The organism is Micromonospora sp. WMMD712 (assembly GCF_029581295.1).
Taxonomy (GTDB): domain Bacteria; phylum Actinomycetota; class Actinomycetes; order Mycobacteriales; family Micromonosporaceae; genus Micromonospora; species Micromonospora carbonacea.
In genome coordinates this window covers 3,667,894-3,680,603 of record NZ_CP120743.1, presented here as the reverse complement: position 1 = coordinate 3,680,603, position 12,710 = coordinate 3,667,894, and the positions used below count along the sequence as shown (strand labels likewise).

Genomic DNA, 12,710 nt, shown 5'->3' with positions numbered 1-12,710 from the left:
GGAGCGCTCCCCACCTCGTCACAGCCCGTTCCGGGAGATCACCTCCTGGTACCACCGGGCGCTGGCCTTCGGCGTGCGCCGCTGGGTCAGGTAGTCGACGTGGACGATCCCGAACCGCTTGCGGTACCCCTCGGCCCACTCGTAGTTGTCCAGCAACGACCATACGAGATAGCCGCGCAGGTCCACCCCCCGGCCGATGGCCGCGTGCACGGCCCGAAGGTGCCCGTCGAGGTAGGCGATCCGGTCGGCGTCGACCACCCGACCGGCGGAGTCGGTCGTGCGGTCCGGGAACGCGCCGCCGTTCTCGGTGATCATCAGCGGCAGGCCGGGGTAGTCGGCGGCCAGCCGGTCCAGCAGCCGGCCCAGCCCGGCCGGCTCGATCGCCCAGCCCATGTCGCTCACGGAGCCGGCCGCCGGCAGGAACTCCACGGCGCCCTCGGTGCCCGGCCAGGCGCTGCCGCCCGCCCCGTCCGGCCGCCCGGCCACGTAGGTCGGCGCGTAGTAGTTGATGCCGAGCAGGTCGATCGGCGCGGCGATCAGCTTCTCGTCGCCGTCGCGGAGGAACGTCGCCGGGTCGACCATCCGGGCCACGTGCTCCAGCACGTCGGCGGGGTACCCGGCGCCGGTCAGCGGGTCCAGGAAGATCCGGTTCTGCAACCCGTCGACCAGCCGGACCGCCGCCGCGTCCGCCGCGCTGTCCCGGTCCGCCGGCTGCACCTCCGCCGGGTTCAGGGTGATCCCGACGACCTCCGCGCCGCCCGCGCGCAGCGCCCGGACCGCCAGGCCGTGCCCCAGCAGCAGATGGTGTACGGCGGTGAAGGCCGCGCCCGGGTCGCTCACGCCGGGGGCGTGGACCCCGTTGCCGTACCCGAGGTAGGCCGAGCACCACGGCTCGTTGAGCGTGGTCCAGGTGCGGATGCGGTCGCCGAGCCGGCCGTGCACGGCCGCCGCGTACGTGGCGAAGTGCTCGGCGGTCTCCCGGTTGGTCCAGCCGCCCCGGTCTTCCAGCGCCTGCGGCAGGTCCCAGTGGTAGAGCGTGACGATCGGGTCGATGCCCCGGTCGAGCAGCGTGTCGGTGAGCCGGTCGTAGAAATCCAGCCCGCGCGGCTCGACCGGCCCGGTGCCGTCGGGCTGGATCCGGGGCCACGCGATCGAGAACCGGTACGCCTTCAGCCCCAGCTCCGCCATCAGGGCCACGTCGTCGGCGTACCGGTGGTAGTGGTCGCAGGCGACGTCGCCGGTGTGGCCGGCGAAGACCTTGCCCGGCGTACGGCTGAAGGTGTCCCAGATCGACGGGCCGCGACCGTCGTCGCGGGCCGCGCCCTCGATCTGGTACGACGCGGTGGCCGCGCCCCAGACGAAGTTGTCGGGGAACCGTAGCTCGCTGCTCGCGCTCACGCCTTACCTTCCTTCGTTCGCGACTGTGGGGCTCGCAAGATCGGCTCACTCCTCGCGCTCACGCCTTGACCGCACCTTCCATGATTCCGCCGATGATCTGGCGGCCGAACAGGACGAATACCAGCAAAAGGGGCAGGGTTGCGATGGCCGTGCCGGTGAAGACCTGCGACATGTCCTGGTAGTAGCCGTCCGACAGCGCCCGCAGCGACAGCTGCACCGTCGGGTTCTCCGGGTCGTTGAGCACAGCGTACGGCCAGAGGAAGTCGTTCCAGGTCGTCATGAACGTCAGCAGGCCGAGGACCGCGGCGGCCGGGCGCAGCGCCGGCAGCACCACGTTCCAGTAGATCCGCGCGGTGCCGCAGCCGTCCATCCGGGCGGCCTCGATCAGCTCGGTGCTGACGGCCTGGCTGGCGTACTGCCGCATCATGAACACGCCGAACCCGGTGACCAGCGCCGGCACGATCACGGCCGGCAGCCGGTCGTTCCAGTTGAGCTTCGTCATCAGCAGGTACAGCGGGATGACCCCGAGCTGGGTGGGGATCATCATCGTCGCGATGATCACCAGCAGCAGCCCGCTGCGGCCGCGGAACCGCAGCTTGGCGAAGGCGAACCCGGCCAGCGTGGAGAAGAAGACCACCGACACGGTGACCGTGACGGCCACGATCGCCGAGTTGATCAGACCGGTGAGGAAGTACGCGTCGGTGTTGTCGAACAGCCGGGCGATGTTCGCGCCCAGGTTGCCGCCGGGGGTGACCGGCGGCGGTATCTGGCCCATCGCGTCGCTGGAGCGGCTGGCCACCACGAACATCCAGTAGATCGGGAAGACCGACAGCAGGGCCGAGACGGCCAGGGCGGCGTACGTGAGCCGGCCGGCGGACCAGAGCTTGTTCATCGGACGCGCTCCTTCCGGGGGCGGCGGACCCGCGGCGGCCCGTCGGTGCCGCCGAGCCGGCGCAGGATCACCACGTTGATCGCCGCGACGATCGCGATCAGGGCGAACAGCAGCCACGCGACCGCCGAGCCGTAGCCGAAGTTGTAGTGCGGCGCGAAGGCGTTCTCGAACATGTACATGGTCATCGTCTGCGACTCGCGCAGCGGCCCGCCCCGGATCGGGTTGGTGCCGGAGTGGAACATCCGGGGCTCGGTGAAGAGCTGGAGGCCGCCGATGGTCGACACGATCACCGCGAAGATGATCGTCGGCTTGAGCAGCGGCACGGTGATCTTCCAGAACTGCCGGGCCCGGCTGGCCCCGTCGATCGCCGCCGACTCGTACAGGTCGCGGGGGACGGCCTGCATGGCGGCGAGGAAGATCAGCGCGTTGTAGCCGGTCCACCGCCAGTCGACCATGGCGGAGATGGCCACCCACGAGGCGAACCGGTTGGACTTCCAGTCGATCGCGTCGACGCCGACCAGGTCGAGCAGCCAGTTGATCATGCCGAACTGCCGGCCGAACAGCACCCCGAAGACGATCGCCACGGCGGCGGTCGAGGTGACGTTCGGCACCAGCACCGCCATCCGCCAGGTGGTCCGGGCCCGCAGCCGCCGGTTGAGCAGGCTGGCCAGCCAGAGCGCGGCCAGCAGCTGCGGCACGGTCGAGAGGACGAAGATGCCGAGGGTGTTGACCACCGAGTGCCAGAAGTCGGGGTCGGCGAGCAGCCGGGTGTAGTTCTCCCCGCCGACGAACGGGTGCTCGGCGGCGAGCAGGTCCCAGTCGTGCAGCGACACCCAGAACGTGTACGCCAGCGGGTACGCCCCGAACACGCCGAAGAGCAGGAAGAACGGTGCGATGTAGAGGTAGGGGGAGTACTTCTCGTCGAGCCGGCTGAGCCGGTACCTCCGGGGCGGGCGGGCGGTGCTCCGCTCCGCCGGTGTCACCGGTGGCAGGGCGTCGAGCTGGACGGCCATGGGCCCGGTCACTCCTTTCCGCGTCTCGCGCGGCGCGGGCGGCGTCCCCGGCGTGCCGGAGCGCCGCCCGCGCGTCCGCGTCGGGCCTACTTGGCCGCGGCCTTCTTGGCGTTGTTCACCGCGTCGGTCCACGCCTGCTCGGGGCTGCGCTGGCCGAGGTCGACGGTGCGCACGGCGTTCTCCACCTCGGTGCGGACGGCCTGGTTCTTCGGGCCCATGTAGACCGGCTTGAGGCTCTTCGCGCCGGCCGCGAAGATCTTGCCGACGGGGGCGTCGGAGAAGTACGCGTTCGTGGAGTCGGCCACGGCCGGGTCGTCCAGCGCCTGCGGGTTGGACGGCAGCGGCCCCTTGGCCTTGAACGCCCCGATCTGCCCCTGGGCGCTGGTCAGGAACTTCGCCAGCTCGATCGCCTCGGCCTGGTGCTTGCTCTGCTTGGGCACGGCGAGGAAGGAACCGCCCCAGTTGCCGCCGTTGCCGGGCACCTGGGCGATGTCCCACTTGCCCTTGGCGGCCGGGCCGGCGTTGCCCTCGATGGTGCCGGTCATCCAGGCCGGGCAGGCGATGGTGGCGAACTTGGCCTGCTTGAACGCGGAGACCCACTCCTCGGACCAGGAGCCGTACTTGCCGGACAGGCCGGAGTCGAGGATGTCCATCGTGGTGTCCCACGCCTGCCGCACGGCCGGGTTGCTGTCCACCACCAGGTTGTTGGCGGTGTCGTAGTAGTGGTAGCCCTGCGCGTTGCCGGCGGTCTGGAGCACGATCGTGTTGAAGATGTTGGTGGCCGAGTCCAGGAACGCCGCGCCGGTGTTGGCCGCCTTGAACTTCTCGCCGGTGGCGATGTAGTCCTGCCAGGTGGGCCAGAGCTTGGACACCTCGTCGCGCTGGGTCGGCAGCCCGGCCTTGGCGAACAGGTCGCTGCGGTAGCACATCGCCATGCCGCCGACGTCGGTGCCGAGGCCGATGAGCTGCTTGCCGTCGGCGGTCAGCGCCTGGTTCCACTTCCAGTCGAGGAAGTTGCCCTTGAGCTCGGCCGCACCGTGGTCGAGCAGGTTGACGAAGTTCTGCGGGTTGGCCTTGTACTCGACGAGCAGGCCCTCCTCGATGGCGACCACGTCGCCGGCGCCCTTCCCGGCGGCGAGCCACTGGGTGAGCTTCGGCGAGTATTCGTCGAGGTTGCCGCCGGTGCCCCGCTCGACGATCTTCACGTCGGGGTGGGCGGCCATGTACTCCTGGTAGAGCTCCTGGTAGCCCATCTGGCCGAAGACGTCGACGGTCAGCGTGACCGGCCCGCCCTCGGCGGACTCGTCCCCGCCGCAGCCGGCGGTGGTGAGCAGTGCGGTGGCCGCGACGAGGGCCACGGCCGCGAGGCGGCGGCGTGGAAAGACACCCATCTTGTTCTCGGACCCCTCTCAGGTCGTGCGCATGGCGGTGGGGACGGGGGTGGAACCTTCGAGAGAGCGCTCTCACAAGAGCCTGGCCGCTGGCTGCCGGGATGTCAATAGAGCGCTCCCGGAGCGGAAAGGAAGGGCCCCCTGTTAACGCATTCGGTAGGGCAGGGGCCCCTTCCTAACAACGCACGGCGCGCGCGAACCGCCGGGCGGGCGGGGTGGCGGGCACGACGACGCGTGGCCCCCGGCTGTGCCGGGGGCCACGTCAGGCGGGAAAGGGGGAGCGGTCAGCCGGTGCGCAGGCCGTCGAGGAGGGCGCGGTCGCCCCGGACCCCGAGGGTGTCGAAGCTGACCCGGCCCATCAACGCCAGCAGCAGGTCGCTCGCCGTGCCGGTGACCTCGACCCGGGCGTGGTGGTCGTCGTGGTCGAGGATGGTGTCGGTGTCCAGCAGCGCCACGCCCTCGCCGCGCAGCCGCAGGTACCAGTCCTGGCCCGCGTCGGGCGCGGCCAGGTGCACCACCCCGCGCCACTGGCCGGTGGCCTTGCGCCGGCCCGCCGGCAGCCAGGTGTCGAGCACCTCGCTCACCCCGTCGGCCGCGAGCTTGGCCTCGATCGGCTCACCGGCGGCGATGGCGAGCTGGGCGTCCCAGCGGTGCACCGACGTCTCGTGCGCCATCCGGCGCGGCCAGAAGCCGGCCTTCTTCGGCTGCGGCGCCCAGTTCCACGTCGGGGTCTCCGGGTCCAGCCCGTCGAAGGTCGCCATCAGCCGGTCGTACGCCTGCTGCCAGAACTCCAGCGCGGACGCCCCGGCGGGCGGCGCGGCCGGGACGCTCGGCCGCTCGGGCCGGGTGGTGCCCCCGGTCGTCACGATGGTGTTCACCCAGGTGTAGACCTCGCCGAGGTGCACGGTCAGGTCGGTGATCGTCCAGCCGGGGCAGGAGAGCACGGGTGTCTCGGGGGGAGCCTCCGCCACGGCGGCGGCGAACGCGGGACCCTCGGTCCGCAGCGCGCCGATCCAGAAGTCCTTCGTGCCGTGCAGTCTGCTCATCACGATCCTCCCGGGCGACCGCGCCACCAAGTGGGTGCCGCGGCTCCCTCTCAGCCTAGGGTGAAAGGCGTGTCAGACGTTAGTGCCCACCCGACCACCGAAACCCGCGCCGCCGACCCGACCAGGTTGGCGGGATACACCACGCTGTGCCTCGGTGGCCCGGCCGGACGGATCGAGACCGCTGCCAGCGCCGAGGAGATCGTACAAAAGGTGCAGCAGGCCCGCCGGCGGGACGATGAGGTCCTGATCCTCGCCGGCGGCAGCAACGTGGTCGTCGGCGACGCCGGCTTCCCCGGCACGGTCGTGCTGGTGCGGTCCCGGGGGCTGCGGGTCGTCGCCGAGGACGCCGACACCGTCACCGTACGGGTCGAGGCCGGCGAGCCGTGGGACGACCTCGTCGCCGCCACCGTCGCCAACGGCTGGTCGGGGCTGGAGTGCCTCTCCGGCATCCCCGGCTCGGCCGGCGCCACCCCGATCCAGAACGTCGGCGCGTACGGCCAGGAGGTCGCCGAGACGATCACCGGCGTGCAGGTGTACGACCGCGTGCAGGAGAGCCTGGGACGGGTCGAGGCGGCCGACTGCGGCTTCGCGTACCGGTCGAGCATCTTCAAGTACAGCGAGCGCTGGGTGGTGCTGTCGGTCGACTTCCGGCTCGCCCGCTCCCCGCTGTCCGGCCCCGTCCGCTATGCCGAGCTGGCCCGGGCGCTGGGCGTCGAGCCGGGCGACGCGGTGCCGCTGGCCGACGCGCGGGCCGCCGTGCTGCGGCTGCGCGCCGGCAAGGGCATGGTGCTCGACGCGGCCGACCCCGACACCCGCTCGGTGGGCTCGTTCTTCACCAACCCGGTGCTCGACGGCGAGGCGTACGAGCTGCTGCGCGGGCGGGCCGCCGACCTCGGCGAGCCGCCGCACTGGCCCGGGGCGGGCGGCACGGTGAAGGTGAGCGCCGCCTGGCTGATCGACAAGGCAGGCTTCGCCAAGGGCCACCCCGGGCCGGAGGGGGTGGCCATCTCCAGCAAGCACACCCTCGCCCTGACCAACCGCAGCGGCACCGCCAGCACCGCCGCGCTGGTCGCCCTGGCCCGCGACATCCGCGACGGCGTGCACGCCCGGTTCGGCGTGCCCCTGCACCCGGAGCCGGTCCTGGTCAACTGCGCCGTGTGACGGCCGGCGGGCGGACGCGCCCACCCGGGTCGTCCGGCGGCAATGGCAGACTCTTCGGAGTGAGCGACGTGGCCGCATCGGCGATGGACGGCGAGCTGGAGAGCCCCAGCCTGGTGGATCTCGCCGTGTCCCGGCTGACCCGGGAGATCCTCAGCGGCAGGAGCGACCCGGGCGAACGCCTGGTGGAGGAGCAGCTGACCCGGCGGCTCGGGATCAGCCGCGCCCCGTTGCGGGAGGCGCTGCGGCTGCTGGCGCAGCAGGGCCTGGTGGAGCACGTGCCCCGGCGGGGCGTCCGGGTCGCCACCCTCTCCGATCGCGACGTGCGGGAGCTGTACGAGCTGCGCGACGTGCTGGAGCGGGTGGCGGTGCACCGGGCCGTGCCGGTGCGCCGGGAGGGCGACCTGGCCGGGCTGCGGGCGGCGCTGGACCAGATGCGCGAGGCGACCCGGGCCGGCGACCGGCTGGCCGTCGCCGAGTCGCACCGGGCGTTCCACGTCGCGCTGGTGGCGCTGGCCGGCAACCGGCAGCTCTCCGCCGTGTACGACTCGATCCTGATGAAGTTGCAGCTCTACATGGCGATCAACCTGCGCCGCGAGGCGGAGGTGGCGCAGCCGTCGGACGGGGTGCACCGGCACGAGCGGCTCTTCGCGGCGGTCGCCGGGGAGGACCCGGAGGCGGTGCTCGCGGTGCTGTCGGAGCACGGCGCGCGGTCGTACCTCGACTAGCCGGGGGCGGGCCGGCCCGCGGCCGGCGTCATGCCGTCGTTACCTGTCGCGCCGTTCCCTGTAACAGAACTGTCGACAATCGACTGTATGTCAGAACGGATCGGATCGCTCGCGGAGCTGCGGTCGGCGTACCGCGAGGGCGGCCTCACCCCCGCCGCCCTGGCCGAGCGCGTGCTGGCCGGGCTCGCCGGCCGCGACGGCGCGCCGGTCTGGATCAGCACCGTCCCGGCCGACCGCCTGCGGGCCCAGGCCGCCGCGCTGGGCCGCGACGGCGACCCCGCGCGGCTCCCGCTGTACGGCATCCCGTTCGCGGTCAAGGACAACATCGACGTCGCCGGCATGGTCACCACCGCCGGCTGCCCCGACTTCGGGTACACCGCCGACGCCGACGCGCCCGTGGTGCGCCGGCTGCTCGACGCCGGCGCGCTGCTGGTCGGCAAGACCAACCTCGACCAGTTCGCCACCGGCCTGACCGGGGCCCGCTCGCCGTACGGCAGCTGCGAGAGCGTCTTCGGCGGCGGCCTCGTCTCCGGCGGCTCCAGCTCCGGCTCGGCGGTCGCGGTCGCCAGCGGCCAGGTCAGCTTCGCCCTGGGCACGGACACCGCCGGCTCCGGCCGGGTGCCGGCGGCGCTCAACGGCATCGTCGGGGTCAAGCCCACCCGGGGCCTGCTCAGCACGGCCGGCGTGGTGCCGGCCTGCCGCTCGCTGGACTGCGTCTCGGTCTTCGCCGCCGACGTGGCGGACGCCGTGGACGTGCTGCACGCCGCTCGCGGCGTCACGGCGGCCGACCCGTGGGGGCGTCCGCTGCCGGCCGAGCGGGTGCCGGCCCGCCCGCCGGGGGCGCTACGCCTCGGGGTGCCCCGCGCAGAAGACCTGGAGTTCTTCGGCGACACCGGCCAGCAGGACCGGTTCGCCGCCGGCGTCGAGCGGCTGCGTGACCTGGTCGGCCATGCCCAGCCGGTGCCGCTGGGCCCCTTCTTCGAGGCGGGGGACCTGCTCTACCAGGGGCCCTGGGTGGCCGAGCGGCTGACCGGGCTGGACGACTTCCTGCGGGAGCGCCCCGAGGCGGTCCTGCCCGTCACCCGGGCGGTGCTGGAGACCGGGCGGCGCTACGACGCGGTCGACGCCTTCCGGGGCCGGCACCGGCTCCGCGAGCTGCGGGCCCGGGTCGACCGCGGGTGGCGGCAGGTCGACGTGCTCGTCGTGCCCACCGTCGGCACCACCTTCACCCTCGCCGAGATCGCCGAGGACCCGATCGGGCGCAACGCCGTGCTCGGCCGCTACACCCAGTTCGCCAACCTGCTCGACCTGGCCTGCGTGACCGTGCCCAACGGGTTCACCGCCGCCGGCCGGCCGGCGAGCCTGACCCTGGTCGGCCCGGCGTTCAGCGACACCACCCTGGCCCGGCTCGCCGCCGCCCTCACCGGCGGGGCCGACGTGGGACCGGCCGACGTGGGACCGGCCGACGTGGGACCGGCCGACGCCGCGCCGCCGGCGACCGCCACCGGGCCGGGACCGGCGGACCTGCTCGTCGCCGTCGTCGGGCGGCACCTGGCCGGCGAGTCCCGCAACGGGGAGCTGACCGACCGGGGAGCCACGCTCGTCGCCGCGACCCGGACCGCGCCCTGCTACCGGCTCTACCGGATGGCCACCCCCGACGGCGAGGGGCTGCCCGGCCTGGTCCGCGTCGAGGCGGCCCGGGGCCACCGCATCGACGTCGAGCTGTGGCGGCTGCCCGCGTCCGCCGTCGGCGGGCTGCTGGCCGGCGTCCCCGCCCCGCTCTCGCTGGGCTGGGTCCGGCTGGACGACGGGCGCAGCGTCCTGGGCTTCCTCTGCGAGGCGTACGCCGCCGGGCCGGACGCCGAGGACATCAGCGCCGCCGGGGGCTGGCGGGCGTACCGCAGCGCCGCCCGGCGATGAGCGGCGACGACAACAGGAGGAGGAGAGGATGGCAAGGATCGGGCCGGTAACCGCGAACCCCTACCCGTGGCCGTACGACGGCGCGGTCGACACCACCCGCACCGCGTTGCTCTGCATCGACTGGCAGACCGACTTCTGCGGGCCGGGCGGCTACGTCGACGCGATGGGCTACGACATCAGCCTCACCCGGTCCGGCCTGCCGGCCACCGCCCGGCTGCTGGCCCACGCCCGGTCGCTCGGGATGCTCGTCGTGCACACCCGCGAGGGGCACGACCCCGACCTGTCGGACCTGCCGCCGAACAAGCGCTGGCGCTCGGCGCGGATCGGCGCCGAGATCGGCGGAGCCGGCCCGTGCGGCCGGATCCTGGTCCGGGGCGAACCGGGCTGGGAGATCGTGCCCGAGGTCGCCCCGGCGCCCGGCGAGGTGGTCGTCGACAAGCCCGGCAAGGGCGCGTTCTACGCCACCAACCTCGACCTGGTGCTGCGCACCCGCGGTATCACGCACCTCATCCTCACCGGCATCACCACCGACGTCTGCGTGCACACCACCATGCGCGAGGCGAACGACCGGGGGTACGAGTGCCTGATCCTCGCCGACTGCACCGGCGCGACGGACAAGGGCAACCACGAGGCGGCGCTGCACATGGTCACCATGCAGGGCGGCGTCTTCGGCTGCGTCGCCACGTCCGACGACGTCATCGCCGCGACGGCGGGGTGAGGCGCGAGATGCCGACCGTCGCCGCCGCCCGGCCCACCCCGTACACCTTCGACACCGCGACCACGGCGCTGCTGGTCATCGACATGCAGCGCGACTTCCTGGAGCCCGGCGGGTTCGGCGAGAGCCTGGGCAACGACGTCGGCCAGTTGCGCCGCACCATCGCGCCGCTGGCCGCGCTGCTGGCCGGCGTCCGCGCCGCGGGCCTGACCGTCGTGCACACCCGCGAGGGGCACCTGCCCGACCTGTCCGACTGCCCGCCGGCCAAGCTCCACCGGGGCGCGCCGAGCAAGCGGATCGGCGACCCGGGCCCCAACGGCCGCATCCTCGTGCGGGGCGAGTACGGCCACGACATCGTCGACGAACTCGCGCCGCTGCCCGGCGAGCCGGTCGTCGACAAGCCCGGCAAGGGCGCGTTCTACGCCACCGGGCTGGAGGCCCTGCTCGCCCAGCGGGGCATCCGCAGCCTCCTGGTCACCGGGGTCACCACCGAGGTGTGCGTGCACACCACCGTCCGGGAGGCCAACGACCGCGGGTACGAGTGCCTCGTGCTCGCCGACTGCGTCGGGTCCTACTTCCCCGAGTTCCAGCGGGTCGGGCTCGACATGATCGCCGCCCAGGGCGGGATCTTCGGGTGGGTCGCCGAGTCCGCCGAGGTGCTCGCCGTGCTGCCCAGCACCACCATGTCGCAACCCTCCTCCTGAATCGGGAGCAGCCATGGTCACCCCCAAGCCCCCCGCCGCCCCGCTCCCGTTCTGGGTGCGCGGCGACACCAACGCGTTCTTCGGTTTCGGCGTCAACGTCCTGGTCAACGTGCTCACCCTGACCGGGCTCTGCCTGGCCGTGGTGAAGCTCCCCGAGGGGGAGGTGTTCGGCACGATCCTGCCGGCGCTGGGCATCGCGCTGGTCGCCGGCAACATCTACTACACCTTCCTGGCGCGCCGGCTGGCCCGGCGGGAGAACCGGTCCGACGTGACCGCCCTGCCGTACGGGCCGAGCGTGCCGCACATGTTCATCGTCATCTTCGTCATCATGCTCCCGATCTACCTGCGCACGCAGGACCCGGTGCGGGCCTGGGAGGCGGGGCTGGCGTGGGCCTTCATCATCGGCGTGATCGTGCTGATCGGCGCGTTCGTCGGCCCCTACATCCGCCGGTACGCGCCCAGGGCCGCCGTGCTGGGCACCCTCGCCGGGATCTCCGTCACCTTCATCTCGATGAACCCGGCCGGGCAGATGTGGCGGATGGCCTGGATCGCGCTGCCCGTCTTCGCGCTGCTGCTGATCGGCCTGCTCACCGACGTCAGGCTGCCGTTCAACTTCCCGATCGGGCTCGCCGCGCTGCTGGTCGGCACGGCGCTGGGCTGGGCCGGCGGCGCGATGTCGGTGCCGGACGTCACGGCCGCCGCCCGGGACATCGCGTTCGCCGTGCCCTCGCTCAAGCTCGACCTGCTCGGCACCGGGCTGGCCGACATGGCGCCGTTGCTGGCGACGGCGATCCCGCTGGGGGTCTACAACTTCACCGAGGGCATGTCCAACGTGGAGAGCGCGGCGACCGCCGGCGACAACTACAACCTGCGCAGCGTCCTGCTCGCCGACGGCGCGGGCGCGGTGATCGGCGCGGCCCTCGGCTCGCCGTTCCCGCCCGCCGTCTACGTCGGGCACCCGGGCTGGAAGGCGGCCGGCGGCCGGAGCGGCTACTCGATGGCGACCGGCATCGTGATCGCCATCCTCTGCTTCCTCGGCATGTTCGGCCTGCTGGCGACGATCTTCCCGACGGCGGCGATCGTGCCGATCCTGCTCTACATCGGGCTGCTGATCGGCGCGCAGGCGTTCCAGGCGACGCCCCGGGCGCACGCCGCCGCCGTGGTCGCCGCGCTGATCCCGAACATCGCGGCCTGGGCCACCAGCCAGATCGACAACACGCTGGCGGCGGCCGGCACCACGGCCGCCGAGGTGGGCGACGAGGCCCTGGCCGGCGCGGGCGTGGTCTACGACGGCCTGCTCGTGCTCGGCCAGGGGGCGATCCTCGCCGGCCTGGTGCTCGGCGCGGTGGTGGTCTTCGTCATCGACAAGCGGTTCGTCCGGGCGGCGATCTTCGCCGGGTCCGGCGCGGCGCTCTCGTTCGTCGGGCTCATCCACGGCGAGCGGATCGAGTGGAACGCGAACGGCCCCGTGGCGCTCGGCTACCTCCTCGTCGCGGCGGTCTGCGGGATCTTCGCGCTGGGCCGGCCCGCGCCCCGGGTCCCCGAGCCGGAGGAGATCGAACTCGACCGCCTGCACGGCGAGGCCGCCCCCGGGCCCGCCGGCAGCGAGCCGACCGCCCCCGAAACCGCCGCTGCCGAGCCGACCGTCGCCGGGCCCGCCGACGGCGGGCAGCGGGAGCGCGCGGTGAGCGGCTGAGGCCGCCGGCCCGGTCGGGCGGCGGCACCGGCCGCCCGACCGGGCCCGC

Annotated in this window: 11 protein-coding genes; 6 read left to right on the top strand and 5 right to left on the bottom strand. The window is 73.2% G+C overall.

Annotation, left to right across the window (positions count from 1 at the left end; genetic code table 11):
• Positions 1 to 18 precede the first annotated feature (18 nt).
• From O7633_RS15740 to O7633_RS15720, 5 genes are all read right to left on the bottom strand, one after another.
• A complete protein-coding gene (locus O7633_RS15740; RefSeq protein WP_282328313.1) occupies positions 19 to 1,398 on the bottom strand; it encodes a GH1 family beta-glucosidase in 1,380 nt (459 codons plus the stop codon).
• A 58-nt stretch (positions 1,399 to 1,456) separates the two neighbouring features.
• Positions 1,457 to 2,290 carry a carbohydrate ABC transporter permease gene (locus O7633_RS15735; RefSeq protein WP_282328312.1) on the bottom strand — a complete coding sequence of 278 codons (834 nt, stop codon included), beginning with the start codon at positions 2,288 to 2,290 and terminating at the stop codon, positions 1,457 to 1,459.
• On the bottom strand, positions 2,287 to 3,303 hold the full coding sequence (locus O7633_RS15730; protein WP_282328311.1) for a sugar ABC transporter permease: 1,017 nt from the start codon (positions 3,301 to 3,303) through the stop codon (positions 2,287 to 2,289). Before O7633_RS15730 ends, O7633_RS15735 begins: the two co-directional genes overlap by 4 nt.
• An 86-nt stretch (positions 3,304 to 3,389) precedes the next feature.
• Positions 3,390 to 4,694 carry an extracellular solute-binding protein gene (locus tag O7633_RS15725; RefSeq protein ID WP_282328310.1) on the bottom strand — a complete coding sequence of 435 codons (1,305 nt, stop codon included), beginning with the start codon at positions 4,692 to 4,694 and terminating at the stop codon, positions 3,390 to 3,392.
• 284 nt (positions 4,695 to 4,978) lie between these two features.
• Positions 4,979 to 5,740: a maleylpyruvate isomerase family mycothiol-dependent enzyme gene (locus O7633_RS15720; RefSeq protein ID WP_282328309.1), complete on the bottom strand. Its 762-nt coding sequence runs from the start codon at positions 5,738 to 5,740 to the stop codon at positions 4,979 to 4,981.
• 69 nt (positions 5,741 to 5,809) lie between these two features.
• Between O7633_RS15720 and O7633_RS15715 the strand changes: the two genes are divergently transcribed.
• The 6 genes from O7633_RS15715 to O7633_RS15690 all read left to right on the top strand — a co-directional run bounded on the left by O7633_RS15715 (position 5,810) and on the right by O7633_RS15690 (position 12,661).
• Positions 5,810 to 6,901: a UDP-N-acetylmuramate dehydrogenase gene (locus O7633_RS15715; RefSeq protein ID WP_282328308.1), complete on the top strand. Its 1,092-nt coding sequence runs from the start codon at positions 5,810 to 5,812 to the stop codon at positions 6,899 to 6,901.
• Positions 6,902 to 6,960: 59 nt separating this feature from the next.
• Positions 6,961 to 7,626 (top strand): GntR family transcriptional regulator, encoded by a 666-nt coding sequence (locus O7633_RS15710; RefSeq protein ID WP_278129587.1) that lies wholly within the window; start codon positions 6,961 to 6,963, stop codon positions 7,624 to 7,626.
• A gap of 87 nt (positions 7,627 to 7,713) precedes the next feature.
• Positions 7,714 to 9,546: an allophanate hydrolase gene (gene atzF, locus O7633_RS15705; RefSeq protein ID WP_282328307.1), complete on the top strand. Its 1,833-nt coding sequence runs from the start codon at positions 7,714 to 7,716 to the stop codon at positions 9,544 to 9,546.
• A gap of 28 nt (positions 9,547 to 9,574) precedes the next feature.
• Entirely contained in the window at positions 9,575 to 10,264 is a 690-nt protein-coding gene (locus O7633_RS15700) for an isochorismatase family cysteine hydrolase (protein ID WP_278129582.1), read from the top strand.
• Positions 10,265 to 10,272: 8 nt separating this feature from the next.
• Positions 10,273 to 10,965 carry a cysteine hydrolase gene (locus O7633_RS15695; protein ID WP_282328306.1) on the top strand — a complete coding sequence of 231 codons (693 nt, stop codon included), beginning with the start codon at positions 10,273 to 10,275 and terminating at the stop codon, positions 10,963 to 10,965.
• 13 nt (positions 10,966 to 10,978) lie between these two features.
• Positions 10,979 to 12,661, top strand: a complete 1,683-nt coding sequence (locus tag O7633_RS15690; protein ID WP_282328305.1) for a regulator — start codon at positions 10,979 to 10,981, stop codon at positions 12,659 to 12,661.
• Positions 12,662 to 12,710: the final 49 nt, after the last annotated feature.